Below are 26,586 nucleotides of genomic sequence, written 5' to 3' on the forward strand. Positions count from 1 at the left end.
GCCCGGCCCGAGCCGGAGGCGCTCGCCACGGAGCTGGCCTACGGCATGGAGTCCCTGGCGGTGGACGGGGTGCACGGGGCCGGCCGGTTCGCCGCCGGCGCCGGCCGGCACGGCGCACCGGCCGGCTGAGGCGTCACTTCAGGTTGCGCAAGGCGTCCTCGATGGCCCGGTGGAACGTCGGGTACGCGTAGATCATGTGCCGGAGCTGGCTGATCGGCACCGCCGCGTGCACGGCCACCACCAGCGCGGAGAGCACCTCGCCACCGGTCGGACCGGCCGAGGTGGCGCCCACCAGCACGCCCTGGTCGGCGTCGGCGACCAGCTTGATGAAGCCGGCGTTGCCGGTCTTGTGGATCCAGCCGCGGGTCGACGAGGTCAGGTCGGTGTACCCGATCTGGACGTTCACGCCCCGGTCGCGGGCCTGCTGCTCGGTGAGGCCGACCGCACCCACCTCCGGGTCGGTGAACGTGACCCGGGGCAGTGCCCGGTAGTCGGCGACCGGGACGCTGCCCGGCGCGACAGTCGAGCCGCCCGCGCTCATCGCGCCACCGACGGCGCTGACCACCCCGGCCGCACCGCCGACCACGCTGGCCGTGCCGCTGGCGTCCGGGCCGCCCTTGGTACGCCGCATGTGGTCGAGCAGGTCCGCCACCACGATGCCGGCCTGGTACATGGCGATGTGGGTGAACGCACCCTCGCCGGTGAGGTCGCCGACCGCCCAGATCCCGTCGGTGACGTGCATCCGGTCGTCGACCGGCAGGTAGCGCTGCCCGGCGTCGACGCCGACCGTGTCCAGGCCCAGCTCCTCAAGGTGCGCCTTGCGACCGGTCACCACGAGCAGCTTCTCGCCGGTGAACTCGGCACCGTCGCCGTGCACGGTGAACGCGCTGCCGTCGTGGCTGACCCGGCCCGCCTTGACCCCGGTGTGGATCTCCACCCCGTCGGCGCGCAGCGCCTCGGCGGCGAGCGCGGAGGCCTCCGGTTCCTCGACGGCGAGCACCCGGTCGGCCGCCTCGACGACCGTCACCCGGACGCCGAACCGGGCGAAGACCTGGGCCAGTTCCAGCCCGATCGCGCCGCCGCCGAGCACCAGCAGCGACGCGGGCAGCTCCTCCACCTCGATCGCCTGGTGGTTGGTCCAGTAGGGCGTGTCGGCGAGCCCGTCGATCGGCGGGACCGACGGGCGGGTGCCGGTGCCGAGGACCACGCCGTACCGCGCCTGGAACACCTGGTCACCGACGCGTACCCGGTTCGGGCCGTCGAGCCGGCCGCTGCCCCGGACGAACCGGCCGCCCTTGCCGGTGAACCGGTCCACCGCCGCCGTGTCGTCCCAGGTGTCGGTGGCCTCCTCGCGGATCCGCTTCGCCACCGGCGCCCAGTCGGGTCGCACCTGGGCGGAGCCGGCCAGCTCGTTCACCCGGTGCGCCTCGGCCAGCGCGTTGGCCGCCCGGATCATCATCTTGCTCGGCACGCACCCCCAGTAGGGGCACTCGCCACCGACCAGGTCCCGTTCGACGCCGACCACGGTGAGGCCGGCCTCGGCGAGCCGCCCGGCCACCTCCTCGCCGCCGACCCCGAGCCCGACCACGACCACATCCACCAGTTCCGGCTCCGCCATTCCGCCAGCATTCCGCACCGCCGGGTCGCCGGCCACCGGACCCGGCCGGATTTCCCGTGCCGGTGACGAACGCGACGTCCTACAGTCGCCGGATGCACGCACGCTTCACCCCGGTCCGGGACTGCTTCCACGACCTCTTCGCCACCGGCCGGGAGACCGGCGCCGCACTGACGGTGTGGCACGACGGCGTACCGGCGATCGAGCTGGTCGGCGGCACCCGCGCGGCGGCCCCGCCGGGCGTGGTGGTGCCGGCCGTCGGCGCGGACCGCCCGTGGCGGCCGGACACGCTCGTCGACGTCTACTCGGTGGGCAAGCCGGTGGTGGCGCTCTGCCTGCTGCTGCTGGTCGACCGGGGCCGGGTGGACCTGGACGCGCCGGTGGCCGCGTACTGGCCGGAGTTCCGGGCCCAGGCCACCGTGCGGCAGGTGCTCGACCACACCGCCGGGCTGCCCGCCTTCCCGGTGCCCCGGCCCGCCGCCGCGATCACCGACTGGGACCTGCTCTGCGCCGACCTGGCCGCCGCCGAACCCGAGTGGACGCCGGGCTCCGTCGCGGGCGAGCACGCCTGGACGTACGGGCACCTGGTGGGCGAGGTGGTCCGCCGGGTCGACGGGCGGTCGGTGGGCCGCTTCCTGGCCGAGGAGATCGCCGGTCCGTGGCGGTTGGACCTGGCTTTCGGCCTGGGCCCGGCGGACCGGCAGCGCTGCGCCGACCTGTCCTACGGCGATCCGGGCTGGCCGGATCGGATGCGCGGCGAGCCGGGCTCGCTGCGCGCCCGCGCGCTGGACAACCCGCCCGGCGGGCGGGACGTCGCCGTGGTGAACGGCGACCGCTGGCGGGCCGCCGAGATCCCGGCGGTGAACCTGCACGCGACCGCGTCCGCGCTGGCCCGGCTCTACGCCGGGCTGCTCGCCGGCGGCACCCTCGACGGGGTGCGCCTGTTCAGCCCGGACCTGGTCGCCGAGGCGACCCGGGTCCAGTACGCCGGCCCGGACCTGGTGCTGGACCGGACGGCGCACTGGACGCTCGGCATGCAGTGGGAGCCCGACGGCAGCTGGGGCATGGGCGGGATCGGCGGCAGCAGCGCCTGGGCGGACCCGGAGCGGGGCTACACCTTCGCGTACGTGACGGCCCGGTTGGCCGACCACGACCGGGTGGACGAGCTGGTCGAGGCGTTGCACTCCTGCCTCTGAACGGTGGCCCGCATCAGCGCAACCAGACCGGGTCGGCGCCGGGCACCTCCAGCGGCGGCGGATAGTCGAGCGTCCGACGCGTCTCGTCGGGCAGCCGCCACGGCTGGTGCACCGCCTTGCCCGGTACGGACTCCAGCTCGGGGACCCAGCGCCGCACGTACGCGCCGTCGGGGTCGTAGCGCTCGGCCTGCCGCACCGGGTTGAAGCCGCGGTACGGCCGGGTGTCGTTGCCGGTGCCGGCCACCCACTGCCAGTTGCCCGAGTTGTTGACCCGGTCGCCGTCGAGCAGCCAGTGGAAGAAGACCTCCAGCCCGGGCCGCCAGTCCAGCCCGAGGTGCTTGGTCAGGTAGCCGGCCGTGATGAGCCGGGCCCGGTTGTGCATCCAGCCCTCGGCACGCAGCTGCCGCATCCCGGCGTCCACGATCGGCATCCCGGTCCGTCCCTCGGCCCAGGCCTCCAGCGCGTGCGGGTCGTCGCGCCAGTCCTCCCGGGCGCCGCGGCGGTAGGCGGTGGTGGACAGGTCGGGGAAGCCGGCGACGACCTGGTGGTAGAAGTCGCGCCAGCAGAGCTGCCGGACGAACGGCCCGGCGCGGTCGCCGGCCCGGTTCGCCACCGCCAGCGGGGAGACACAACCGAACCGCAGGTACGGGCTGAGCCGGGAGGTGTCGTCGCCGGCCATGTCGTCGTGGATGTCGTCGTACCGGTCGAGGGTGGGCAGCCAGGCCTTGAGGCGACGCTGGGCGACGCTCTCCCCGCCGTCGGCGGCGTCCGGGCTGTCGCCCTTCGGCGGGTCGGGCAACCGGCCCGGGTCGACGCCGTCGGGCAGCCGGATCCGCTTCGGCGCGGCCAGTTCCTCCCGGAGCTTCGCGCCCTGCCAGGCCCGGAAGTAGGGGCTGAACACCTTGTAGTGGTCGCCGCCGGTGGGCCGGAGCGCGCCCGGCTCGACGATCGTCAGGCCGGGGAAGAGGCGGAGCGCCAGGCGGTGGCTGTCGCACTCGGCGCGCAGGCGGCGTTCCCGGCGGTGGGCGTACCGGCTGACGTCGGCGGAGAGTCCGATCCCCTCCGCGCCGACCTTCCGGGCCAGCTTGACTGTCTCGGCCACCGGGTCGCCGCGCCGGACCACCAGGTCGCCGCCGCGCTTGCGGAGCGCCTCGCGCAGGTCGGCGAGGCTCTGGTGGAGGAACCGGGTCCGGTTCGGCGAGAGCCTCTGCAGCGCCGGGTCGAGCACGTAGAGCGGCACCACCCGGTCGAACGCCGAGGCGGCCGCGGCCAGCGCCGGGTGGTCGTGCACCCGAAGGTCGCGGGTGAACAGCACCACCGCCGTGCGCTCGGTCATCCGGCGAACGCCGGCTGGAGGGCCGGGCCGGGCACCCGCACCGGCGTACCGGTCGGGGTGAGCAGCGCCCGGGCGGCCACCGACATCCGCCGCCGCTGCGGCACCAGGGCCCGACGGACGAAGACGTCGTAGCCCTGCCCGGCCACCTCGTCGAGGATCCCGCCGTAGAGCGCGTACGCGGTGCGCATGCACGCCTGGGACGCGGGGTTGAGCAGCGGGATGCCCGGCGCGGCGGCGAGGTAGTGGGCCTGGGCGCGGGTCACCTCGTACTCGATCAGTTCGCGGATGCGGGGGGTGGTGCGTCCGGCGGCCTTGGCGGCGAGCAGGTCGTCGCGGGTGACGTCGAACTTGGCCAGGTCCTCGTCGGGCAGGTAGGTCCGGCCCCGGTCGAGGTCCTCGGCGACGTCCCGGATGAAGTTGGTGAGCTGGAACGCGAAGCCGAGCTGGCGCGCGGGCTCCCGGGCGGCGGCCGGGTCGGAGCTGCCCAGGATCGGCAGCATCATGGTGCCGATGACGGCGGCCGAGCCCTCCATGTAGTCGAGCAGGTCGTCGTAGGTCGGGTACGACATGACCGTCAGGTCCATCGCCATGCTGCGCAGAAACGACGCGAAGTCGTCGCGGTCCAGGTCGAAGACGGCGATGGTGTGCAGCACCGCGGGCAGCAACGGGTCGTCGACCGACGCACCGTGCAGGCCGGCGACGAACCGGTCCGACCACTCCCGCAGCCGGGCGGCCCGCTCGGCGGGCGGCAGGTCCTCGGTGCGGTCGACGATCTCGTCCGCGTAGCGCGTGAATCCGTACAACGCGTGCACATGCCGCCGTTTCCATGCGGGGAGCAGGCGGGTGGCGAGATAGTAGGTACGGCCGTGACGCCGGTGCAGCTCGCGGCAACGCTCATAGGCAGCGGTGAGATCGGTGTCCACCGGCCCTCCTCAGTTTTCGACGCAGCAATCGACGCAACTCGTAACCCTAGGGTACGCTCCCCCACATGGCCAACGACGCAGTTGCGGGTAATGCGCTCCGCGTCGCGCCGGCACAGCCGGAAGCGACGGACGATCCGGTCCGCGGCGTACTGGCCGCGTTCACGAAAGACCTGGTCAAGGGAGTTGACGACACTCTGGCGGCGTTCCTGGCCACCGAAGTCGACTCACTCACCGAGATCGACGCAGCGATGGGTGGCTTCGCCGCCACGGCACGCGACGCCGTGCTGGCCGGTGGCAAGCGGGTGCGCCCGACCTTCGCCTACTGGGGCTGGCGCGGGGTGACCGGTGGCGAGGCGGCGGTGCAGGAGGTGCTGCCCGCCCTGTCCGCGCTGGAGCTGCTGCACACGTTCGCACTGGTGCACGACGACGTGATGGACGCCTCCGACACCCGACGCGGGCTGCCCACCGCGCACCGGGCCGCCGCCGCGCGGCACCGGGCCGCCGGGCACGCCGGCGACCCCGACCGGTACGGCGAGGCGGTCGCCGTACTCATCGGCGACCTCTGCATGGTCTGGGCCGACCGGTTGATGGCGCACGCCGCCCTGCCGGCGGAGCGGCTGCTCGACGTGCGCCGCTGCTACGACCAGATGCGGGTGGAGACGGTCGCCGGGCAGTTCCTGGACGTGCTGGGCGAGCACGACGCGGCGAACTGGTCGGTCGACCGGGCGCTGCGGGTGGCCCGCTACAAGACCGCGAGCTACACCGTCCAGCGCCCGCTGCTCTTCGGCGCCTGCCTGGCCGGCGCCGACGCGGACGGCCCGCTGATCGCCGCGTACACCCGTTACGGGCTGGCCGTCGGCGAGGCGTTCCAGCTCCGCGACGACCTGCTCGGCGTCTACGGCGATCCCGAGACCACCGGCAAGCCGGCCGGGGACGACCTGCGTACCGGCAAGCCGACCGCGCTGCTGATGCTGGCCCGGCAGCTCGCCGACCCGGCCCAGCGCCGGGCCCTGGACCGGGCCGGCACGGTCACCGGGGACCGCGAGGTGGCCCGGCTGGCCGACCTGGTCCGGGACACCGGGGCCGCCGCCCGGGTGGAACGGATGATCGCCGAGCGGGTGACCGAGGCGTTGTCCGCGCTCGACACCGCACCGATCGACGAGACGGCGCGCACCGCGCTGACCGGTCTCGCCACCGCCGCCACCGCGCGGCGATCCTGATGAGCACCTTCACGAGCACGAGCAAGGGAGCCGGAATGCGCACCGTGAACGGACGGACCGACCGGGTGGTCGTGGTCGGCGCCGGGCTGGGTGGGCTGGCGTGCGCGCTGCACCTGGCCGGCAGCGGCCGACAGGTGACCGTGCTGGAACGCGAGCCGGTGCCGGGCGGGCGCGCCGGCCGGCTCAGCGTCGACGGGTACGAGTTCGACACCGGCCCGACCGTCCTCACCATGCCCGACCTGATCGCCGAGGCGTTGGGCGCGGTGGGTGAGGAGCTGACCGACTGGCTCGACCTGACCCCGCTCGACCCGGCCTACCGCGCCTACTACCCGGACGGGTCGACGCTTGACGTCATCACCGACACCACCCGGATGGCCGCCGAGATCGCCAAGGTCTGCGGTCCCCGGGAGGCGGACGGCTACCTGCGTTTCGTCGACTACGCCCGCAACCTGTGGAAGTGGGAACGCGCCGACTTCATCGAGCGCAACCTCGACGCGCCGACCGACCTGCTCACCGGCAACCTGCTGAAGCTGTTCGCCAACGGCGCGTTCCGGCGGCTCCAGACGAAGATCAACCAGTTCTTCCGCGACCCGCGTACCCAGCGGATCTTCTCCTTCCAGGCGATGTACGCCGGGCTGTCGCCGCACGACGCGCTGGCCATCTACACGGTCATCGCGTACCTCGACTCGGTCGCCGGGGTGAGCTTCCCGCGCGGCGGCATCCACGCGGTCTCCCGGGGCATGGCGGGCGCGGCGGAGAAGCACGGCGTGCAGTTCCGGTACGGCACCACGGTGAGCCGGGTGGAGACGGCGCACGGCCGCGCCACCGGCGTCGTCACCTCCGACGGCGAGTTCGTGCCGGCCGACGTGGTGGTGCTCAACCCCGACCTGCCGGTCGCCTACCAGGAGCTGCTGCCGGAGAGCCGGCAGCGCAAGCTCACCTACTCGCCGTCGTGCGTGGTGCTGCACGTCGGTTCGACGCAGGGCTATGGCAAGATCGCCCACCACAACATCCACTTCGGACGCTCCTGGAAGGGCACGTTCGACGAGGTGATCCGGCGAGGCGAGCTGATGACCGACCCGTCGCTGCTGGTGACGAACCCGAGCCGCACCGACCCGTCGGTGGCGCCGGCCGGCAAGCACACCTACTACGTGCTGGCCCCGGTACCGAACCTCGACCGGGCGCCGTTCGACTGGTCCGGTGACCTCACCGACCGCTACGCCGGTCAGCTCGTGGCGACGCTGGAGGAGCGCGGTTACGTCGGTTTCGGCGACGGCATCGAGGTGCTGCGCGCGGTCACCCCGGCCGACTGGGCGGCGCAGGGGATGGCGGCCGGCACGCCGTTCGCCGCCGCGCACAGCCTCTTCCAGACCGGCCCGTTCCGGCCGTCGAACCTGCACAAGACGCTGGGCAACGTCGTCTTCGTCGGCTCCGGCACCCAGCCCGGCGTGGGTGTCCCGATGGTGCTGATCAGCGGCAAGCTGGCCGCCTCCCGCATCACCGGGAACTCCTGATGGGCCGGGAGGAACACCTGGTCGAGCTGGTGGACGACGGCGGCCGGGTGCTCGGCGAGACCACCGTGGCCGCCGCCCACCAGCCGCCCGGCCGGCTGCACCGGGCCTTCTCGGTGCTGCTTGTCGACCCGGCCGGCCGGGTGCTGCTCCAGCAGCGGGCCGCGGTCAAGACCCGGTTCCCGCTCCGCTGGGCCAACTCCTGCTGCGGGCATCCGCTGCCCGGCCAGTCGTTGGCCGACGCCGCCAATCGCCGGGTCGCCGAGGAACTCGGCCTCGGCCCGGTGGACCTCACCGAGGTCGGGGTCTACCTCTACTACGCCGAGGACCCGGCCACCGGTCGGGTCGAGTTCGAGTACGACCACGTGCTGCGCGCCGAGGTCCCCGCCGACCTGCCGATCCGGCCCGATCCGGACGAGGTGGCCGACCTGCGCTGGGTGGACCCGGTCGCCGTGCTGGCCGACCTCGACACCGACCCGCGGGCGTACGCCCCCTGGTTGGGCGGCGTGGTCAACCGGCTCCTGCACCCGGTCGGCGTGGCCCGGTCCGGCGCGCCGGCCGACGAGGCACCGGAGCGGTCGGGTGGCCGATGAGGCACTGAGCGCGGGGGCGGTCGCGCGCCGGCTGGGCGTGGCGGTCACCACCCTGCGCACCTGGCACCAGCGCTACGGCCTCGGTCCGAGTGAGCACGTGCCCGGCCACCACCGGCGCTACACGCCCGCCGACCTGGCCCGCCTGGAGATCATGCGACGGCTCACCGGCGAGGGCGTCGCGCCGGCCGAGGCCGCCCGCTGGGCCCGGCAGGCGCCGGCCGTGCTCCCACCGGACCGGCTCGGCCTGAAGGCCCGTACCTCCACGGTCCGTGACGGCGGTGGCACCACCATCCCGGTCGGCCGGGCCGGACCGGTCGCCCGTGGCCTGGCCCGGGCCGCGATGCGCCTGGACTCGGTCACCATCGGCCGCACCATCGCCGACGCCCTCGCGGCGGACGGCGTGGTGGCGACCTGGGAGGGCCTGCTCCGACCGGTGCTCGCCGGGATCGGGGAGCGGCACGCGGCCACCGCCGGGCTGATCGAGGTGGAGCACCTGATGTCCCGGTGCGTCTCCGAGGCGCTCGCCTCGGTGGCCCGGGCGCACCCGACCACCGGGCCGCCCCGGATCCTGCTCTCCTGCGCCGACGAGGAGCAGCATTCGCTGCCGCTGGAGGCGCTGGCCGCCGCGCTGGCGGAGTCCGGTGTGAGCTACCGCATGCTCGGCGCCCGGGTGCCGGTGGCCGCCCTGGTCGAGGCGATCAACCGGACCGGGCCGGCCGCCGTGGTGCTCTGGTCGCACACCCGCGCCACGGCCGGCCCGCACCAGCTCTCCGCGCTGCTGGCGGTCCCACGCCGGCCCCTGCTGGTGCTCGCCGCCGGGCCGGGTTGGCGGGCCGACTCGCTGCCGGCCGGGGTGGTGCGGCCGGTGGATCTGGCCGAGGCGCTCTCGCTGGCCGTGGCGGTACGGGACTCGCTGGACCAGTCGGCGGCGGGCTGAGGGCCTTTCCGCTCCGGGGCGGCGTCCACTACGGTCGGAAAGTCCGTCTGACCCCGACCCCCTCCGGGAGCGACAGATGCGTCCCCGCACCCTGTTGGCGTTCGCCCTCGGCCTGGTGCTCCTCGTCACAGGCTGCGGTGATCCGGGCAAGAACCCGGGGAAGGTCGCCGCCCAGCCGTCCGCCTCGGCCGCGCCCGCGTCCACCCCGACGCCGAGCCCGAAGCCGCGGCCGAGTCGCACCACCCCGCCGCCGAAGCCGAAGCTGCGGCCGGTGCCCAAGAAGCTGCCCGTCGGCCTGCACCGGGGCAGTGGGAGCCCGGGGGTGGCGCTGACCTTCGACGACGGTCCGGACCCCCGCTACACCCCGCAGATCCTGGCCCAGCTCCGGGCGGCCCGCGTCACCGCGACGTTCTGTGTGGTCGGCCGGCAGGCCAAGCGCTACCCGCAGCTGGTCGCGCAGATCGTCCGCGAGGGGCACCAGCTCTGCAACCACAGCTGGCACCACGACGTGGACCTGGGCCGGCGGCCGCTCGCGGAGATCCGGGCCGACCTGGAGCGGACCAACCGGGCCATCCGCGCGGCCGCCCCCGGCGCGCCGATCACCTGGTTCCGGCAGCCCGGCGGCCGGTGGACCGCCGAGGAACTCACCGTCGCCCGGCAGCTCGGGCTGCGTCCGCTGCACTGGAGCGTCGACCCGCAGGACTGGGACCACCCGCCCGCGAAGACGATCATCAAGCGGGTGGAGTCGGCGACCCACCACGGCTCGGTCGTGCTGATGCACGACGCCGGCGGCGACCGGACCCAGACGATGGCCGCCTGCCGGCGCCTGATTCCGGACCTCAAGCGGCGGTACGGGATCGTCCGGCTCCGGTGAAACAGCGCCTGACCTGCGCTTTCGTCCGGCCGTGTGCGGGTGGCCATACCGGTTTGGCCGTCCGAGGAGGCATGGCATATGCTTCTCATGCCTCCGGCGGGGCCGGATGGGAGCAAGTCCGCTTGAAGTTGCGAGTGTGCAATGATGGCGGGGCCGCCCTCATCGTCTAGCGGCCCAGGACGCCGCCCTTTCAAGGCGGTAGCACGGGTTCGAATCCCGTTGGGGGCACGGTCCGGCTCACGCCGGATGCAACACCAGCCAGGTCCTGTGGAGCAGTTGGAGTGCTCGCCGCCCTGTCAAGGCGGAGGTCGCGGGTTCAAGTCCCGTCAGGACCGCAAGCGCAGAACGCCGCGCACCTCATGCGCGGCGTTCTGCGTATCGGCCCATGCGGTAGCATGTGCCGAGCACCACGGCCAGGTAGCTCAGTTGGTACGAGCGTCCGACTGAAAATCGGAAGGTCGGCGGTTCGACCCCGCCCCTGGCCACATAGCCTTTCGCCGGGCTAACAGGGCGGTGACCAGCGGAAACGCGGTCACCGCCCTTCTTCATTCCCGGGCCGAGATATCGATGAACTCCCCCACTACTCTCCGCTTGGGCGCACCTTGGGCGCACGGCGCGCCCAAGAAGAAGCCCGGCGGCCGTGTGGATCACGGCGCGCCGGGCGGATTCTGGGTTCGAGTTCAGCTCACCACGTGCAGGTCGGGCCGGCGCCGCGCCTCCTGGCCCCCGGGGGCCTGGTGCGGGATGGCCTTGGCGAGCTGGTCGATGAGGTCCTTCATGCCGGCCTGGTAGGCCTCGCCGGCGTCGGCGACCGCCTTGATCGCGAAGGTGAAGCCGAAGACGGCCACCGCGCACACGAAGAGCCCCACCCCGACCGCGCCCGTCAGCCCGAAGGCGGGGGTCATCTTCCACTCGGGGTGGCTCAGGGCCAGGGCGTAGAGCGTGATGATGACTCCGAGGCCGGCGACGAGGAAGGCTGCGCCGATGGCGATCCCCACCCGGCGCAGGTCGATCAGGATGCTCCACGGGGCGGTGCTCTCCTTGGCCGTGCGCAGCATGCGTGTCCCCTTCCCCGTCGGTGCGCCGCGGCCAGGGTTGCCCCTGGTTGCCGCGCACGTCGGCCGTTCGGACGAGCCATTTCCGATCAAGCGTTCGATGGATGGCTCGTTGCCTCCTGGCAATCCTTGAACGCAAGAAACTTTAGAGGTCAACGAAAGTGTGTTCAACCCCGCTGAACACTTCACCACCGTTGTTGACCGTACGGCCGTCATGTAACGTCCGGTCGTCCCACCCTGAAAGGAGGACTGGATGGCAGACCAGACGGCCGTCGCGATGACGCTGGCCAACCTGATCGAGGAGCGACGAAGGCAGCTCCGCCTAAGCTACCGGGCCGTGGCCGAGGCGGGCGGCATGAAGACGCACCGCACGGTGCACGCCCTGGCCACCACCCCGCTGAAGTCAATGCCGGAAGCGGCCACTCTGGAGGGCCTCGCACGAGGACTGCAGCTCAAGCTGGAGGACGTCACGCGAGCAGCCCAGGAGGCATGCAGGTACGTGATCTACGAGACGACCCTGCCGAGTGACCCCACGAAGCGCATGATCATCTCAAACATGGAGGAGTTGACCCCCGAGCAGCTCAAGGCCGTAGCGGCCACCGTCGAGGCCCTCAGGAACAGCAACAAGTAGCACCAGTCACCACCTCCCCCGAAGCCCTCCCCAAGGACCTCAGTGAAGATCATTCGACAGAAGACCGGAGTCGCGTGTGTCGCCCTCCCCGACGATGAGCTGATCTTCGTCGACCCGGACATCAGCGACCCCAGGGACGTCGTGCACGCCGTGCACGAGGCCCTGCCCGACGTCAACGTGGACGTCATCAGCCACTGGGTCGAGGAGGTCATGCCGACCGCTCCGCCTCTGGCCACCGTGCTGGAGCGGCCGGCTCCAAGGAAGCACCGCGGCAAGCGGCGCCCCCCGCGCAAGAGCGCCCGGGTCGGCGCGCAGCTGGGGTCAATGGCTACGGCTGCTGCGGCGGCGGCGGCGCTGACCGTCGTCGGCATGTCCGTGGTGCCGGGGGCCGGCACTCCCCCGGTTGCCGCCGCCGAGGCGTGGGAGAACGAGGTCTTCGCGCGCATCCAGACCGGGTCGTCCTGGGACTGCGTCGGCACTGACAGCTCCGACCTGGTCGCCCTGTGCATCGCTCCCGACGGGACGGAGATGAAGGCGGAGGCGTGGGTTGGCCCGAACTCGCTGACCTTCGTCTTCTCCTACCGCGACCAGGTCGGGCGGGTGCAGCGCAACACCATGAAGGTGTTCAGCTCGCCCGGGGCGGTGACCGCGTGGATGCGGACCATCCCGACCGAGGGCAGCCTGCCCAACCTGATCCAGGGTGAGCGGTGGGTCATGTACGGCAGCGACGGGCCTCGGCTGGCGCGCTGGGCGGAGCGCCTGGGCAAGAACACCGTCCTGCCGGCGGACGTGGCTCAGGCGGCCTTCCACATGGGTCTGCTGCCCGACCCGGAGGAGTCGGCCGACAACGAGCGCGAGATGAACCACGTGCCGTCGGTGGTTCGCACGACGGCCGCTCGGATCATCGTCGGCGACGACTCGATGCCGACCGTGGTGTCCCCGTCGGCGGAGGCGCCGCTGCCGGGCGGGGTGGAGCCGCCGACCGCGCCGCCGGCGGCTCCGGTTGACCCGAAGCCCCCCGCCCCGCCGTCGAACCCGGACCCGCGCCCCATGCCGGATCCGGTGGCGTCGCCGACCGATCCGACGCCAACTCCGCCCCCTGTGGTGATCACTCCGCCTCCGGCCGAGCCGACCGCTCCTACGGTTCCGGTCGAGCCCACGACTCCACCCGTTGCGCCGCCGCAGGAGCCGACCGATCCGCCGCAGGAGCCGGTCGACCAGGAGCCGGCTGACGGGCCTGCTGAGCCCGCCGAGGGCGGGGTGGAGCCGGGGCAGGGGTCGGCTCAGCCCGCGCCCGGGGACGTCCTCGTCGACCCGATCGCGGTGCCGGACGACGAGCGGGCGCCGCTGTTCGACGAGGGCGTCCAGACGCCGATCTTCTCGGCCCTGGCGGCCGAGGTGGCGCAGAAGCATGGTGCCGGGGCGGCGAAGCGCACGCCGGAGCTGTCGCCGGCCGCCTGACCTGCCTGGACACGACCCCCGGGGATCGATCCCCGGGGGTCGTGTCGTCGGCTGCCTTCAGCGGCGCGAGCGCCCCCTCGAAGGATGCATCGAGCGCACGTTGTCGTTCTTCAGCGGCAGGGCGTTGACCAGGTGCTCCACGACTCCGCTGACGCCCTCGCGGGCGCCGTCGACCACGCCCTCGGAGTAGGAGGCCACGCGGTCGGCGAGGGATCGCAGCGTGAGGTTGATGGCCCACAGCAGGATCGCGGTGAGGATGATGGCCATGCCCATGACCGCGATCACGGCCACGCCGATGGCGATGATCGTTCGGCCGGCCGACAGGGGCGCTCGGGACTCGATTGCGTCGTCGATGATCACGGCGTAGATGACGAGGCAGATGGTGTCGAGCAGGCCGCCGGTGAGGGCGAGGGTGGGCGCGAGGATGCGCAGGGGTGTTTCCATGGTTCAGCTCCGTTTGGGCAGCGCGTGGACGAGGTTGCGGGACCGTGAGGCTGGTGCCACGCCTCGGCGCCTCGGAGGCGTCCGGGTGGCGGGCGGTGCGCTCAGGCGGGCCCGACGCTCGGTCGTGGTTCACGGCTGACCCAGTGGTGGGGTTCGTCGGCAATGGCCCCCTGCGAGGGCATGCGCGGTGGCCGGAAGCCGCCGTGCGGCGCGCATGCCGCGGGGGCTGACGTTCCGCCCTGGCCGGTGGTGCCGGCCGGCTCGTCGTCGAGAGGGCTGCGGGTGGGCGCTCGGGGCTGCTCGGGTGCGGCGGGGCCGCGGGTGCCGGCAGTCCGGTCCTGGTCGATAGCCGTAGCGGTCGCGGCGTCCGCAGGGATGCCGAAGCGGGTGCTTGCCGTCGCGGGGGCGAGCGCCGCCGGCGTGGCTTCCGGATGGGTGGGTGCCGGCGTGGCCTTGACTGGGGGCGCGGCAGCTGGCGTGCTCTCCTGCTCGGCGGCCGGCGCGCCTTCGGGCTGGGGAGCCTCCGGCGCGGACGTGGCGCGGTCCTCGGGCGCGGTCTGCAGTAGCGGCTTGGCTGGTTCGAGGAGGGCGTCGACGGTTTGGCCGACGCCGGGCGCTGCGGTGTCGGTGATGTCGACGACGCCGGCGGTGAGGTCGCTGACGGTCTGCCGCACGACGCGGGTCGTGGTGGAGATGGGTGGCGGCGCGTCGTCGAGGGCTCGGGTGATCGGCGCGGAGACCCGGGTGGTCACCTTCGTGATCGGGGCGGTGACCTTGCCGGTGGTCGACGCGACAGGCTTGGTGACCTTGTCGACGGTGGTGACGAGGCCGTCGGTGATGCGCGGAGCAGGCTTGCTCCGGCGGCGCTGCGAGCCGGACGTGACGCCGGCGGTGCGCGCCTTGCGGTCGGTGTCGCGGAGCCGGCGATCGGTGGGCGTGGCCTGGGTTCGTTCCTGAGCGGGTCGGGTGACTCGCTGCAGGAGGGCGTCGAGGCTGAGGCCGTCGGGTGAGTCGGCGACGGCGGGCCGGGGTTCGGCGGCGGCCTGGGCGGGCTCTTCGGCGGCGCTCATGAGGGCTAAACCGGCGACGGCGCCGGCGGCGACGACGAGCAGGCGCATGGTGATCCGTGGCAGGGTGTGGTGCTGCACGGTGATCACCTCCGGCGCTGGAGTGCTCCGTCGACTCGTTCGTCTTGCCCCGTGACCGGCGTATGTAACGCATGATCACGTGGTGGTCACCCTAGGCGTCACGGGCCTGGTACGCAATCCCGCGTTCGGGACTCCAGCTACGGCTGGGTGAGAGCGGCGCGGGCGGCGCGCTCGGCGGCCACCTCGGCGTCTTCCTTGCTGATCTCGCCGATGGCCCAGATGCGGGCGATCTTGGCCAGCTTGTCGGCGCCGGCGTGCAGGGGGTGCTCGCCGGCGCGAACCCAGGCGACGGTGAGCCAGTCGGGATCCTCGGCGAACTGCTTGGCGAGGCGCATCATCTTGGCCTCGTTGCCGCTGGCCCGCTCGGTGGTGTACCCGGGCGGCATCGGCAGGTCCTCCTCCGCGGCGCCCTTGCCGGCGGCTCGCCAGCGCTCGATCAGGTCGACGGCGTCGCGGCTGTCGGTGAGCACCGATGCCGGGTTGGCGTTGGGTAGCTGCTCCAGGGCCCAGAAGATCGCGCGCAGCTCGCTGCCGAAGGCGCGGTCGCCGACCACGCTCTTGGGCTGGGTGGCGGTGCCGAGGGCGTACTGGCCGTTGGCGGCGACGTAGCCCCAGCTGATCGGGTACCAGGGCGGGCCGGCGGGGTTGAACTTGTGGCTGCCGTCGCAGGCCACGATGATCGGGGCGCCGGGCGCGACCGGGTAGCCGTCGACGCGGCCGACGATGGCGCGCTTGTCGCGGGAGACCTGCCGGCCGCGGCCGTAGCGCAGCTCTCGGGGCTTCGGCGCGCGGCCGGGCTCCGGCTCGTCGCAGACGGTCTGGGAGAACTTCTCCCGCAGCTCGGCGGGGTGCTCCCAGTCCTCGCCGGCGGGCAGCACGATCACGCCGCAGATGTCACACAGCCGCGGGTCGGTCACGTCTTCGCCGGTCCAGGTCATGGTCTCAGAGCCTAGCGCTCGACCTGATCGGCGGCGGCGCGCGTCACCACCGCGTTGGGCTGGGTCACCTGCGCGTTCGACCACTGCATGACGCGCACCGGATCGCCCAGCTCGGGGGCGGCGATGGCGGCGCGGGGGAAGGTCCAGTGCCGGTCGAGGTCGACGGCGGCGACGGCCTCGATCTCGTGGGTGTCGACGAGCTGGCGCACAGCCCAGCGGCGCCAGCGCATCCACCACCGGCCGCGGTAGGTGGCCTTGAAGTGGTCCCACCAGGTGGCGAACCGGGCGGTCTCGATCTGCTCGCGGCGGGTGCGGGTGACCCGCTCGGTAGGCAGGCGCTCGGACAGCACGGCGGTGGACAGCTCGAACATCATCGGGTCGAGGAGCTGGCGCAGGTCCAGACGGCCTCGGGAGAACTCGCCCAGGTCGGGGTACTGGCGGTAGGCGTAGCGCATCTCGTCCAGCACGATCATGTGCCCGGTCCGCTCGGTCAGCCAGGTCATGCCGCGTCCCGCAGCGGCCAGGTACGCCAGTTCTGCCACGATCGGCTGGGGGTGGGGCCGCGCTGGCCGTTGTAGCGGGAGCCGGTGGCGCCCGAGCCGTAGGGCTGGTCGGCGGGGGTGAGCATCGGCAGGACGCACAGCTGGCCGATGAGCATGCCCGGGTGTAGCAGGATCGGCCGCGGGTTGTGGTTGACCAGCTCCAGGGTGATCTGGCCAGAGAAGCCGGGGTCGATGAACCCGGCGGTGATGTGGGTGGCCAGGCTCAGCCGGCCGATGCTGCTCTTGCCCTCGACGCGAGCGGCCAGCGTGCGGTCGAGGGTGATCGTCTCCACGGTGCTGGCCAGCACGGAGTGTCCGGGCTGTAGCTCGAAGGCGAGGCCGTCGGGGATGTCGCAGGGCAGCATGTGCTGCTCCTGCGCGGGGTCGACGAAGCTGTTCAGCTCGAACCAGCCGTGGTGGACCGGCGGCCACAGCAGGAAGTGCCGGTCCAGGCGCAGGTCGATCGAGGCCGGCTGGATCAGCTCGGGCTCGAACGGGTCGATGATCAGCCGGCGGTCGTGGATGGCCTGGCGCAGATCGCGGTCAGACAGCAGCATCGCCGGCTCCCCTCGGTGGCGCCGAGCGCCGTGTGCCGGCTTCGATCAGCTCCGCGATCAGCTCGATGGTGCTGCACGGCGCGTCGGGGAGGTCCTCGGGCCGCGGGCCCTGGTCGCAGCCGTGGCACTGCCAGTACGCGATCTGCTCCGGGCGATCCCTCATCACGGGGTGCGGCCGGTGGTGCTCGACGACGGCGCGCAGCGGACCGTTGACGGCGGCGCGCACCGCCAGGTACTGGGGGTGCTGCGGCGTGTCGTCCGCCGCGTCGATGGGAGGTTCCTCCGCCCGCTCCCGGGCAGCGCTGCCGGCGGCGCTCTGCGCGGCGTCGCGGGCCTGCATCTCCTCCTTGAGATGCATGGCCATGGCCAGCGCGGCGTAGTACATGATCTCCAGCTGCGCCCAGCCCTCGACGAGGGCCTGCTTGAGGTAGACGGCCAGGTCGAGCAGCTCCTGGTAGGCATCCAGGAGGCAGTCGCGACCGTTGAACGCCTGCAGGAAGGTGCCGTAGCGCTCGATGCCGAGCTGCTCGCGGTCGACCAGGTCGGCGCGCACGTCCGCGGCGGCCGGCACGGCCGCTTCGAGGAGGTCCAGGCGCACCAGGGACTGGATGGACCGGCGGTCGTTCGGCGCCGGCGAGGGCTGCTGCGCGTCGCCGTGCATCACTCGGCGTGCGGGGTCGCGGCGACCTCGGTGCCGTCGGGCAGCGTGGTGACCTCGAAGTCGGCGAAGACGTTCGGGGCGATGTCGCGCAGCTCCCGCAGGCAGGCGACGGCCAGCTCGCGGATCTCGATGTCGGCGTGCTCGGTGGCCCGCATCTTGATGAAGTGCCGCCACGCCCGGTAGTTGCCGGTGACCACGATGCGGGTCTCGGTGGCGTTCGGTAGCACCGCCCGGGCGGCCTGCCGGGCCAGCTTGCGCCGCAGGGTCGGGTTCGGCTCGTCGGCGTAGTGGCGCTCCAGGCCGTGCAGCAGCTCGCTGTAGGCGGCCACGGACGCCTCGGCGGCCTCGGTGAACCGGCGGTGCAGGTAGGGGTCCTCGGCGATCACCGCGGGCTCGACCATGGCCGCGTCACCCTCGGGCACGTAGCGCTGCGAGAGCTGGGAGTAGGAGAAGTGCCGGTGGCGGATCAGCTCGTGGGTGAAGGAGCGGGAGACGCCAGTGAAGTAGAAGCTGGCCGTGGCGTGCTCCAGCACCGACAGGTGCCCGACCTCCAGAATGTGGGCGATGTAGCCGGCGTTGGTGGCGGTGGCCGGGTTGGGTCGCTTCCAGCTCTGGTAGCAGGCGCGGCCGGCGAACTCGGCCAGGGCCTGGCCGCTGTAGACGCCGCCGTAGGCCCCGAAGTCGGGGTTCCATGGGACGTTGTCCGGCGGGGCGAAGCTGGTCCAGGCGATCAACTTGGCGGTGGGCTGCACGAGTTCCACGGGGTCTCCTTGGGGATGGTGCCCGGCCGGGGCTGGGCGGAGATCATCCGTCAGGCAAGCCGCAGGCGGCGGGTCCGGCAATCTCGCGGGTCAGCCTGGAGTAACCCTTTACATCCAAGAGGCAGAAGAAAGCGCCCGCCGGTGCCGGCGACCGAAGTCGCGGGCACCGGCGGGCACCGGGGTCAGTCGTGGCGAGGGGTCAGGGTCCGGATCTTCGGCTTCGGCTTCGCCGTGGCCTTGGGGCGCCGCAGCAGTCGGTCCCGCAGCCGGCGCAGCCGGGCCCGCGACGTGCGGGCCTTCGTGGCGTCGTAGGCGGTGATGCCGGCGACGATCGCGTGGCAGGCCCAGAGGAACTCCCACTTGTAGTCGGTGAGGTCCCACTCCCAGGTGTCGGAGACGACCCCGTGCTCCTCCAGGTCTCGCAGCAGCCGGTCGGCGCCCTCCCGGTGGCTGAGCAGCCCGTCGGCATCGTAGTCGGCGATCAGCTCGCGCAGTCCCGCCGGCGACTTCGGCTCGACCGGCTCCTTCGTGGCGCCGTGCGGCCACCGCGCCAAGTAGGGCAGCGCGTCGTAGGCCGCCTTGGCCTCCAGGTACTCGGCCAGCCGGTCGTCGTACTCCTCGGCATAGTCGGCCAGCCAGGGCTCCAAGGTTGCCCGCAGCACGTCCTCGCTGTACTCCCTGACCGACCGGCCGGAGTCGGCGAGCTTCTCCGACCAGTAGTGCGGGTTGATCCGCCCCTTGTCGCTGCGGAAGAACTGGAACATGTCGGTCAGCCGGGAGAACGTGTACGCCTCCCCCAGGTCGCCGCAGATGGTGAGTCGGCCGGGCCAGGTGACGATGTCGTACCAGTTGAACCCACGCTCCGGCGCGCGGAAGCGCAGGTGCCGGTAGAGGCCGTCCTCGTGCAGCACGGTCATGACGTGCTCGGCGGTATCGCCGCGGAACCGCTCGGCGATCTCCTTCTCCTGTGCGGTCGTGGACACGCTGTCTCCTTGGTCGTGGTGGGGTTCCGGCCGGTCGGCCACCGCGCCGCCCCGGGCAAGACGGGGCGGACGGAAGTGGACCGGAGTCAGTAGTTGCGGACGCGACCGCTGACGGTGCGGCCGTCGAGGCGGATCGGGTTCGGGGCGGTGATGTTGCCGCTGACGGTTTCGGCGATCAGTCGGTATGGCCCGCCGCGCTCGACCGTGATGCTGCCGCTGACCGTCTCCGCGCGGCCATCGCCGGCCAGCTCCACGACCGCGATGCTCCCGCTGATCGTCTCCACGTCGAGGTCACGCACGATGTCCAGCTCGATCCGCCCGTTGGTCGTCCGCACCTTGGCTCGGTTCAGCGGCCCGCGCACCTGGATGGGAGCGCTGGTGGCGTCGGCGATCAGCGAGGACCCGATCGGCAGCAGGGCCCGGGCGGTGATGGGGCTGCTGTTCTGGCTGACGACGCTGCCGCCGCCAACCTGGATGCCGCCGTAGTTGACGCCGCCGATGCGGACGCCGCCGAAGTTGTTGACCTGGACATTGCCGTACACCGCGCCCTGGACAACCCCTCCCCTGATGCTCGCGTCGATGCTCAGGCAGTCGCCGCGGTGCGCGATGACAGGCTTGTTGACGGCGTCGGCGGCGAGGCCGCTGTCCTCGTCGGTGGACAGCTCGATCTGCGCGTACGTGCCGTCGGCGACGACGACCTGGATGAGGCCGGCGACCAGGGTCAGGTCGAGGGTGATCGGGCCACTTCGCGTGGCCTTGATCAGGTTCGTGGTGGACATGTCGGGGCTCCTTCGATCGGTGGTTTCAGCCGGTCGGCCACCGCGCCGGCCCGCGAGGCGCGGGCCGGACGGAAGCGGGTCGGTCAAGCGGTGGCGAGCTGCGGCGCCGGGGCGGCGAGGGCGTCCGGGCCGGGGCAGCTCGGGATCTTGTGGTTGGTGGTCCAGAGGGTGCTGCCGTAGCGGCCGTCGGGCCATGTCCAGTTCTGGAACCACTCGGCGGCGTGGCGGCCCTGCCTGTTCTCGACGTGGATGCCGCAGAACCGGCAGTCCTTGTGGTGCTCGCGCTGCTGCTTCCAGGAGTGCCGGCGCAGCGCCGGGTTGTAGCGGGGGGCCCGGGCGCTCACGGCACGGTCGCCGGCTCGGGCTCGAAGAAGCGGTCGCCGTTGACGAAGCGCAGCCGGCCGAGGCGCCGGCCGGTGCGGTCGGTGTTGACGGCCGCCACGGCCCGGTTCGGCCCGTAGCTGATGTGGGCGCAGGCGTAGACGCCGGGGGTGGTGAGCACGCCGCCGGCGATCAGGGTGGCCACGTCGGTGCCGCTGGCCAGTCGGAACTCCTTGTCGTGGCGGCTGGTGGGGATGTGGTGGTCGTTCAGCATCTGCAGGGCCTCGGGCTTGCTGGTGGCGGCCACGAAGATGTCCGCCTGGTTGTGGCCGGCGGGCAGGCCCAGCGCGCGGGCCACGTGGACGCTGATGTAGCTGCCGTAGATGCGGTACGCCTTGAGGTTCATGGATCCTTCCGGGGTCAGGCGGCGTGCGGCAGAGCGCGCCGGGCGAGGACGCGAGCGGCGGTGCGCTCGACGGCGGCCCGGTGCCCGGGCGTGGACAGGTGCTCGTCGTCGAGGGCCCAGACCTTGCAGTGGTGGCAGGTGCGCCGCTCGGCGTCGAGCAGGTCGTCGTCGACGCGGTCCTCGGCGGCGAGGACGGCGAGCAGGTCGCCGGGGCCGCACTCGCGGCACTCCTCGGCGAGGTAGTGCGGGTGCACCGGGCAGACGACCACGACGACGCTGCTGCCCGGCTCCCGGTCAACCAGGGCCAGGTGGGCGTGCTCGCGCAGCCGGTGGGTCTCGACGACGGCGCCGGCGGTGTAGACGCCGAAGCAGTTGCCGACCTCCAGGCCGTCGTCACGCACGCGCACGCCGGCCTCCGGCCACACGGCGAAGGCCTCGTACTGGTCGGCGACCAGCTCGATGATCACGGCGGCGCCCGGGTCGGGGCAGCGGCGGATGTCGCGGATGGTGCGCCAGCCGCCGGCGGTGTCGACCTGCCGGCCGAGGTGGCGCGGACGCTCCTGGTGCAGCTGGGCCGCGGGGACTTTATCGACGCTAGTCAAAGCCCTTTCCTCCTTGATCTTCGGCCTTCCTTTGTATCGTTGCGTACGCTACAGTACGAGACAGTGCGATACAAGATGGCGCACAGTGAAGCGAAGCGCAACCACGAAGGGGTAGCGAATGAGTGACATGGGACCCAGTGACTTCCGGCGGCTGACCAACGCGATGGAGCAGGCAGGCTTCGAGATCGAGCTGAACCGGTCCGGGCACTGGCAAGTGAGCCGTGACGGCAAGGTTGTGGGGAACCTGCCCTCGGGCAGCGGCTCGGACTGGCGCAGCTGGCGCAACGCGCTGGCCGCGCTCAAACGCAACACCGGCTTCGAGTGGCGCCCCAAGCAGCCGCGCAGGCGAGAACACTCCACCGCCTGAGGTCCACACCGAAACGGGCCCGACTCCACCAGGGAGTCGGGCCCGTTTCGGTGTTCACGGTCAGGGCGCGATGCCCGTGTCCCAGTCGTAGGTGTAGGGCCCGTCCTCGCCGGCGCGCCACTCGGTGATGGTCTGCTCGTAGCGCTCGCCGAGCAGCAGCCGCAGCGCCTGGTCGATGGCCCACATCTTGTGGTGGTCACCGTCGAAGCTGCCGAAGTTCAGCAGCAGATCGGCGGCCAGCTCGATGCGGTCGGCGTCGGTCTCCGGGATGCGCTCCGGGGTGATGATCGCGTTCATCTTGATCGTCGCGGCGACCTCCGGCCGCAGCTTCCACCGCGGGTCATCCCAGAGGAACCAGTCGTCGGCGTCCGGCCGGCCTGCCAGCTCGAACGCCTGCTCCAGGCTGGGGGCGGGCTCGCCCACGTCGGCCCAACTGCCACCGCTGACGCTGCGGCTGACCTGGTAGATCGTCCTCATGTCTTCGTCTCCTCATCTAGGCCTGGCGGCCACCGCTGGGCTCGGATCAGCCCGAGCCCAGCCGAAGCGGTCAGGGGGTCAGAGCGCCTCGCGCATCGGCATGATCCGCATGTCGTTGATCTCCACGTACCGCCAGCCTCGCTGCTCTGGCAGCTCCTCGTGCGGGCAGTCGACGGGTGTTCCACTGGGGCACTCCCGGCAGGCGGTCAGGCGCCCGGGGTTGCGCGCCAGCCAGAGCCCGTAGACGGCCTGGGCGAGGTCGACTGGCACGTCGTCGATCCAGTGCAGGTGGCCCGTGGTGCGGAACTCGATGCGCCACCGCTCGTCGCTGCCATCGCCAGCGGGCCGTGTCAGGTCGACGACGTAGGGCCTGGGGTCACTCATGGTCTTCTCCTCGGGTTGGTCGACGCTCTGGCCTGGCGGCCACCGCGGGCGCCCCGACGAGCGGGGCGCCACGGAGGTCGTCAGCCCTTGCAGCCGGAGCAGTGGGTGATCAGGCCCGGGCAGGTGGCCTTATGGCCGGCCAGGCTGCGCACGCCGGCCACGGCCAGGGCGAGCAGCGCGACGAAGCCCACGGCGGTGGCCGCGGCCTGCGTCAGGTCGATCGAGATCAACCAGGACGCGGCCAGCCCGGCGACGAAGGTCAGCCCGAGCGCCACCGCGACGGCGACGGCCACCTTGCGCCGCGTCGACCAGCCCGGCTTGGCCGCCGGGTGGCGCAGCGGGGCCACCCGCGCCGGGGCAGCCGGCCGGCGCACCGCCACGGCCGTCGACGTACCGGCGCTCGGCGTGGCGATCCCGGAGTCCACCCAGACCTTCACGACGATGTGGCCGGCCTTGGCCGGGTGCGGCACCGGGTCGCTCACGCGCACCAGGGCGCCGCGGGCCTTCAGCAGGGCGACGTCGCCCATCACCGTGGCCGGATCGCCGTGCAGGAGGTGGTCGCGCACGGGGGCAGTGGTCGTGGTCATGGTCCTCACCTCTCGGTTCTTTCGTGACCTGGCGGTCACCGCCGCCGCCGGACGCGGGGTCCGGCGACGACGGAAGCGGCCAGCTACACGCCCGCCGGCTCCAGCAGCTCGGCCTCCTCGGCCTCCCGCTGCTCGGCCAGCGCCGCCAGCTCCTCCTGGGCGCCCTGCAGGCCCTTCTCGGTGAGCCTGTGGATGCCCTTCTTCTTCTCCTCCTCGTCCTCGATGGACTCCGTCCAACCGGCCTCCTTCAGCTTCGACAGGGCGTAGCTCAGAGTCCGGGTCTGCCAGCCCTGCGGCGGCTTGACCACCTTCAGCTTGGCGAGCAGCTCCGCGCGCTCCAGGGCGTTGCCCGGGGCGTCGACGAGCAGCTTGAGCACCGCCTGGCGGCAGGTGAGGTCGTCGCCGCCGCCGGTCAGGTCAGGGATCGGGATGTCGTCGAGGCCGCCACCGTCGAGCGCATCCAGGCGGATGTGGCGGTCCTCGTAGCCGACGCCCGCCTTGCGGGACAGCTCGTCGAGCACGCCCGGCTCGCCGTACGGCTCGCCGTCGCGCACGATCCAGTCGATGCTCTCGCCCGGGTAGAACGCGCGCATGACGGCCGAGCGGGCCGAGGCGCCCACGACGTAGCCGATGCCCGCGGTGGTCTCCTCGCCCGGCTTGCACTTGCCCTTCGGCCACTCCCGGGGCAACTGGTTCGGCGACGCCGGCAGGGTGCCGTTGAACGCCACCGGGCCGGACAGGGCGTTGGCGGTACGGAAGACGATGACGTTGCCGCTGGCGACCGCGTCACGGATGGCCATGTCGCCGCCCAGCTCGTTGAGCAGCGGGACCTGGGTGATCAGGCGCAGCTTGATGCCGACCTTGCGGCCCATCTTGCCGAGCATGGCCACGATCCGCTTGCACTCCGGGTCCTTCAGGATCATGTGCGCCTCGTCGATCGTGACGCTGATCATCGGGTTGTCCGGGGTGGGCTTCCAGTTCTTCTGGCCGCGCCGCCACACCTTGCGGTTCTCGTCCCACCACTTCTTGCGGCCGAAGGCCCGGTTGCGGGCGAACATCTCCCGCTCGGTCTTCTGCAGCAGGATCCGCGCCTCGTCGAGGTGGTGGGCGAACCAATCGACGTAGTCCTGCCAGTCGCCGAAGGACTGGCCGAACTGCGGGTCGATGACCCGGGAGACGATCAGGCCCTTCTTGACCATCTTCGTCTCGCCGTCGACCTCCTCGGGCACCAGCACGTAGGCGTGGCGCTCCATCGCGAGCAGGAGGTTGGTCAGCTCGGACTTGCCGGAACCGGTCGCGCCGGAGATCAGGTCGTGCCAGGCGCCGCCGGAGTTCCAGAAGCGGTAGCGCACCAGCTCGCCGTCGGCGTGCACGCCGATGAAGGCCACGCCGGTCTCGACATCGAAGGTGGCCTCCGGGCCCTCCCAGTGCTGGATGGCCGCCAGTGGATTCTCGCGCTGCACGGTGAGGATGGCCTGGCTGGCATTGCCGGGCATCAGCTCGATCGACACGTCCGGGATGTCGACCTGGTAGGCGCCAGCGACCTGCTCGGCGGCCTGGACGAACTTGCTCGGCTTGACCGTGCCGGGCAGGTCGGAGGCGACGACCGCCCGCCAGCCGCCCTTGATCTCCTCCACGGTCTCCGGCACCAGGTGGGTGCCAGGGAGCGCGCCGGCGACGATGGCGACCGAGGCCGTCCACACGCCCATCCGCTCCAGCACCTTCGCCGACCAGCCCAGCGGGGCCGGCTCGGGCTCGGGCTCCGGCTCGGGTCGGCGGGCCGGCTTCGACTTCGTCGGCGGGATCGCCTCCAGCCGGTGGAAGCGCAGGTACGGAACCCCGGCCAGCATGGTCAGCAGGGCGCCGGCGGTGATGGTGACCTTGCCGCCGAGGGTGTGCGGGTCCAGGCCGAACGTGCCGGCAGTGGCCACCCAACCGGTGGCCGCCGCGGAGGCCGCGACGACGGCGCGGCGCAGGCGCTCGCGGCGGGTCAGGGCCTCCGGCTCGCCGGCCTCGATCGCCTCGGCGGTCCGCTCGCCCTCCACCCGGATCAGGTTCTTGTCGATCAGCCTCGGCGACAGCTTCCACGCGGCCACGCCGAACACCGGCACCGCCATGGCCGCGTACATCGCGGCGTGGTTGCTGTAGACGACCTGGCCGGCGCCGGCCGTGACGGCGGCGGCGCCCAGGACCTCGATGCCGCCGCGAGCGCGCTGGACCATCTCGGCGTACGGCAGCAGCGGGGCGGCCGGCGTCGCCTCCTTCTCGGAGTCCGGCTTCCGGCCGGCCTCGCGCTCGTCGACGGCCTCGCCGGCCGACCGGCGGGTGCGGGTGCTGGTGGGTGCCATGGTTCCTCTCCGTTCGAAGGTGGTGCTCTGGCCTGACGACCACCGCGGACCGCCCGGCCGAAGCCGGGCGACCACGGAAGCGGTCAGGCCGCGAGGTACCCGGGGTCGATGCCCTCGCTGACCACGACCTCGTGGGCGTGACCGAAGCGGGTCTCCAGGTCGGCGGCGTCCGCCTGCAGAGCGGCGCTGACCTCGTTGAGGGCCTCGTGCGCCGCGAGCATCTGCTCCGGCGTCACACCCTCGGCGATCACGCCCAGCGTCGAGGCGACGTCGGCCATGTTCGGCGCGGTGACACCGAGGGCGCTCAGCTGGTCGGCGAGCAGCTGCTGGCCGCCGGCAAGGGCCCCGGCGATGGTGGCCAGCTCGCCCATCAGGGTCTCGATCCGCTGAGCCATCTCGGCCGCCAGGCGGCACTGCTCGATGCGGGTCTGGATGTTGGCGATGGCCGTCTCGTGGCCCATCACCTCGGCGACGTCGGTGCCCGGGGCGGCCGGGGCGGTCGGGGCGGTCGGGTTGGTCACGATCTCTCCCTGAAGGACGGTGGGGGCGTCGGCGAGCTGCGCCGGCGCGGACGTAGTGGTCGGGTCGGGGTTGGTGCGACCCGGCATGGGCCGGGCCGCGGCCGGCTCCGGTGCCGGCTCGGTCGGGGTCGGCGGGCGGGTGCTCGCCGGCGGCTGGGTGGTCTCGCGTTCGGTGGCGGTGCTGTCGACGGTGTTGGCCCAGTTCTTGAACCAGTCGACGAGGCTGCCGGTGCGGCCGGTCGCGGCCTTGCCGCGCTTGGTCAGGTAGCGCTCGTAGGCCATGGCACCCTTGGCCATGCCCCGGCGGCCCCCGCGGCGGGCGGCGCCGACGACGGCGGCGGTGCCGAGCAGCAGACCCCGCAGGGTCGCCCCGGTGGCCCGGGCCCCGAAGATCAGGCCCCGGCCACC

The 26,586-nt window shown here is 72.5% G+C and carries 29 protein-coding genes, 3 tRNA genes and 1 pseudogene; 12 read left to right on the forward strand and 21 right to left on the reverse strand.

The window, feature by feature from the left end; all coding sequences use genetic code 11:
* Positions 1-133: 133 nt before the first annotated feature.
* Positions 134-1,618: a dihydrolipoyl dehydrogenase family protein gene (locus HUW36_RS04870; RefSeq protein WP_174527009.1), complete on the reverse strand. Its 1,485-nt coding sequence runs from the start codon at positions 1,616-1,618 to the stop codon at positions 134-136.
* 92 nt (positions 1,619-1,710) lie between these two features.
* On the opposite strand from HUW36_RS04870, the gene HUW36_RS04875 reads away from it, so the two are divergent.
* Positions 1,711-2,811 (forward strand): serine hydrolase domain-containing protein, encoded by a 1,101-nt coding sequence (locus tag HUW36_RS04875; RefSeq protein ID WP_174527010.1) that lies wholly within the window; start codon positions 1,711-1,713, stop codon positions 2,809-2,811.
* Between the two features lie 13 nt (positions 2,812-2,824).
* Here the strand turns inward: HUW36_RS04875 and HUW36_RS04880 are convergent, their stop codons facing one another.
* Complete coding sequence (locus HUW36_RS04880) at positions 2,825-4,147, reverse strand: cryptochrome/photolyase family protein (protein WP_174527011.1); 1,323 nt, start codon at positions 4,145-4,147, stop codon at positions 2,825-2,827.
* On the reverse strand, positions 4,144-5,070 hold the full coding sequence (locus tag HUW36_RS04885; protein WP_174527012.1) for a phytoene/squalene synthase family protein: 927 nt from the start codon (positions 5,068-5,070) through the stop codon (positions 4,144-4,146). The genes HUW36_RS04880 and HUW36_RS04885 overlap by 4 nt, the downstream gene beginning before the upstream one ends.
* A gap of 65 nt (positions 5,071-5,135) precedes the next feature.
* Here HUW36_RS04885 and HUW36_RS04890 point away from each other — a divergent pair, with 65 nt between their 5' ends.
* The 8 genes from HUW36_RS04890 to HUW36_RS04925 all read left to right on the forward strand — a co-directional run bounded on the left by HUW36_RS04890 (position 5,136) and on the right by HUW36_RS04925 (position 10,690).
* A complete protein-coding gene (locus tag HUW36_RS04890; protein ID WP_174527013.1) occupies positions 5,136-6,290 on the forward strand; it encodes a polyprenyl synthetase family protein in 1,155 nt (384 codons plus the stop codon).
* A gap of 35 nt (positions 6,291-6,325) precedes the next feature.
* The gene (gene crtI / locus HUW36_RS04895; RefSeq protein WP_174527014.1) at positions 6,326-7,804 is read left to right on the forward strand and encodes a phytoene desaturase family protein; all 1,479 of its coding nucleotides are present in this window, start codon (positions 6,326-6,328) and stop codon (positions 7,802-7,804) included.
* Entirely contained in the window at positions 7,801-8,394 is a 594-nt protein-coding gene (idi, locus tag HUW36_RS04900) for an isopentenyl-diphosphate Delta-isomerase (protein ID WP_174527035.1), read from the forward strand. Before crtI ends, idi begins: the two co-directional genes overlap by 4 nt.
* Positions 8,384-9,331 carry a MerR family transcriptional regulator gene (locus tag HUW36_RS04905; RefSeq protein WP_174527015.1) on the forward strand — a complete coding sequence of 316 codons (948 nt, stop codon included), beginning with the start codon at positions 8,384-8,386 and terminating at the stop codon, positions 9,329-9,331. Before idi ends, HUW36_RS04905 begins: the two co-directional genes overlap by 11 nt.
* Before the next feature lie 76 nt (positions 9,332-9,407).
* Positions 9,408-10,205, forward strand: a complete 798-nt coding sequence (locus HUW36_RS04910; RefSeq protein WP_174527016.1) for a polysaccharide deacetylase family protein — start codon at positions 9,408-9,410, stop codon at positions 10,203-10,205.
* Positions 10,206-10,360: 155 nt separating this feature from the next.
* Positions 10,361-10,433 (forward strand) — tRNA-Glu (locus HUW36_RS04915).
* 33 nt (positions 10,434-10,466) lie between these two features.
* Positions 10,467-10,540 (forward strand) — tRNA-Asp (locus tag HUW36_RS04920).
* Between the two features lie 76 nt (positions 10,541-10,616).
* Positions 10,617-10,690: transfer RNA gene (locus HUW36_RS04925), tRNA-Phe, on the forward strand.
* A gap of 195 nt (positions 10,691-10,885) precedes the next feature.
* On the opposite strand, the gene HUW36_RS04930 is transcribed toward HUW36_RS04925, so the two are convergent.
* Positions 10,886-11,263 (reverse strand): hypothetical protein, encoded by a 378-nt coding sequence (locus tag HUW36_RS04930; protein WP_174527017.1) that lies wholly within the window; start codon positions 11,261-11,263, stop codon positions 10,886-10,888.
* Between the two features lie 250 nt (positions 11,264-11,513).
* Here HUW36_RS04930 and HUW36_RS04935 point away from each other — a divergent pair, with 250 nt between their 5' ends.
* Together HUW36_RS04935 and HUW36_RS04940 are read left to right on the forward strand one after the other, a co-directional pair.
* Positions 11,514-11,891 (forward strand): transcriptional regulator, encoded by a 378-nt coding sequence (locus HUW36_RS04935; protein WP_174527018.1) that lies wholly within the window; start codon positions 11,514-11,516, stop codon positions 11,889-11,891.
* Positions 11,892-11,933: 42 nt separating this feature from the next.
* Positions 11,934-13,352: a hypothetical protein gene (locus tag HUW36_RS04940; protein ID WP_174527019.1), complete on the forward strand. Its 1,419-nt coding sequence runs from the start codon at positions 11,934-11,936 to the stop codon at positions 13,350-13,352.
* 57 nt (positions 13,353-13,409) lie between these two features.
* Here HUW36_RS04940 and HUW36_RS04945 read toward each other — a convergent pair whose 3' ends face one another.
* From HUW36_RS04945 to HUW36_RS05000, 12 genes are all read right to left on the reverse strand, one after another.
* Complete coding sequence (locus HUW36_RS04945; RefSeq protein ID WP_174527020.1) at positions 13,410-13,796, reverse strand: hypothetical protein; 387 nt, start codon at positions 13,794-13,796, stop codon at positions 13,410-13,412.
* Between the two features lie 101 nt (positions 13,797-13,897).
* Positions 13,898-14,953 carry a hypothetical protein gene (locus HUW36_RS04950; protein ID WP_174527021.1) on the reverse strand — a complete coding sequence of 352 codons (1,056 nt, stop codon included), beginning with the start codon at positions 14,951-14,953 and terminating at the stop codon, positions 13,898-13,900.
* A 128-nt stretch (positions 14,954-15,081) separates the two neighbouring features.
* Positions 15,082-15,882 carry a hypothetical protein gene (locus HUW36_RS04955; RefSeq protein WP_174527022.1) on the reverse strand — a complete coding sequence of 267 codons (801 nt, stop codon included), beginning with the start codon at positions 15,880-15,882 and terminating at the stop codon, positions 15,082-15,084.
* 11 nt (positions 15,883-15,893) lie between these two features.
* The gene (locus HUW36_RS04960) at positions 15,894-16,385 is read right to left on the reverse strand and encodes a hypothetical protein (RefSeq protein ID WP_174527023.1); all 492 of its coding nucleotides are present in this window, start codon (positions 16,383-16,385) and stop codon (positions 15,894-15,896) included.
* Positions 16,382-16,981 carry a dCTP deaminase gene (gene dcd / locus HUW36_RS04965; RefSeq protein ID WP_174527024.1) on the reverse strand — a complete coding sequence of 200 codons (600 nt, stop codon included), beginning with the start codon at positions 16,979-16,981 and terminating at the stop codon, positions 16,382-16,384. The genes HUW36_RS04960 and dcd overlap by 4 nt, the downstream gene beginning before the upstream one ends.
* Positions 16,968-17,642: a hypothetical protein gene (locus tag HUW36_RS04970; protein WP_174527025.1), complete on the reverse strand. Its 675-nt coding sequence runs from the start codon at positions 17,640-17,642 to the stop codon at positions 16,968-16,970. The genes dcd and HUW36_RS04970 overlap by 14 nt, the downstream gene beginning before the upstream one ends.
* Complete coding sequence (gene thyX, locus HUW36_RS04975) at positions 17,642-18,403, reverse strand: FAD-dependent thymidylate synthase (RefSeq protein WP_174527026.1); 762 nt, start codon at positions 18,401-18,403, stop codon at positions 17,642-17,644. Before thyX ends, HUW36_RS04970 begins: the two co-directional genes overlap by 1 nt.
* 182 nt (positions 18,404-18,585) lie before the next feature.
* Complete coding sequence (locus HUW36_RS04980; RefSeq protein ID WP_174527027.1) at positions 18,586-19,386, reverse strand: hypothetical protein; 801 nt, start codon at positions 19,384-19,386, stop codon at positions 18,586-18,588.
* 86 nt (positions 19,387-19,472) lie between these two features.
* Positions 19,473-20,165 (reverse strand): DUF4097 family beta strand repeat-containing protein, encoded by a 693-nt coding sequence (locus tag HUW36_RS04985; RefSeq protein ID WP_174527028.1) that lies wholly within the window; start codon positions 20,163-20,165, stop codon positions 19,473-19,475.
* Between the two features lie 83 nt (positions 20,166-20,248).
* Positions 20,249-20,509: a hypothetical protein gene (locus HUW36_RS04990; RefSeq protein WP_174527029.1), complete on the reverse strand. Its 261-nt coding sequence runs from the start codon at positions 20,507-20,509 to the stop codon at positions 20,249-20,251.
* Positions 20,506-20,892, reverse strand: coding sequence for a hypothetical protein (locus HUW36_RS04995; protein ID WP_174527030.1), 387 nt, complete (start codon positions 20,890-20,892; stop codon positions 20,506-20,508). The genes HUW36_RS04990 and HUW36_RS04995 overlap by 4 nt, the downstream gene beginning before the upstream one ends.
* A 14-nt stretch (positions 20,893-20,906) precedes the next feature.
* Complete coding sequence (locus HUW36_RS05000) at positions 20,907-21,494, reverse strand: hypothetical protein (protein WP_174527031.1); 588 nt, start codon at positions 21,492-21,494, stop codon at positions 20,907-20,909.
* 118 nt (positions 21,495-21,612) lie between these two features.
* Here HUW36_RS05000 and HUW36_RS05005 point away from each other — a divergent pair, with 118 nt between their 5' ends.
* Complete coding sequence (locus HUW36_RS05005) at positions 21,613-21,861, forward strand: hypothetical protein (RefSeq protein ID WP_217428775.1); 249 nt, start codon at positions 21,613-21,615, stop codon at positions 21,859-21,861.
* Between the two features lie 60 nt (positions 21,862-21,921).
* Here HUW36_RS05005 and HUW36_RS34050 read toward each other — a convergent pair whose 3' ends face one another.
* From HUW36_RS34050 to HUW36_RS05030, 5 genes and pseudogenes are all read right to left on the reverse strand, one after another.
* Positions 21,922-22,338 carry a hypothetical protein gene (locus HUW36_RS34050; RefSeq protein ID WP_217428776.1) on the reverse strand — a complete coding sequence of 139 codons (417 nt, stop codon included), beginning with the start codon at positions 22,336-22,338 and terminating at the stop codon, positions 21,922-21,924.
* Positions 22,339-22,416: 78 nt separating this feature from the next.
* Positions 22,417-22,722 carry a hypothetical protein gene (locus tag HUW36_RS05015; protein WP_174527032.1) on the reverse strand — a complete coding sequence of 102 codons (306 nt, stop codon included), beginning with the start codon at positions 22,720-22,722 and terminating at the stop codon, positions 22,417-22,419.
* An 80-nt stretch (positions 22,723-22,802) separates the two neighbouring features.
* Positions 22,803-23,309: a hypothetical protein gene (locus tag HUW36_RS05020; RefSeq protein WP_174527033.1), complete on the reverse strand. Its 507-nt coding sequence runs from the start codon at positions 23,307-23,309 to the stop codon at positions 22,803-22,805.
* Between the two features lie 83 nt (positions 23,310-23,392).
* Positions 23,393-25,657, reverse strand: a complete 2,265-nt coding sequence (locus HUW36_RS05025; protein WP_174527034.1) for a helix-turn-helix domain-containing protein — start codon at positions 25,655-25,657, stop codon at positions 23,393-23,395.
* 83 nt (positions 25,658-25,740) lie between these two features.
* Positions 25,741-26,586: pseudogene (locus HUW36_RS05030) on the reverse strand (hypothetical protein); the annotation flags it as partial.

It is taken from the genome of Micromonospora maritima (assembly GCF_902825405.1).
GTDB classification, from domain to species: Bacteria; Actinomycetota; Actinomycetes; order Mycobacteriales; family Micromonosporaceae; genus Micromonospora; species Micromonospora maritima.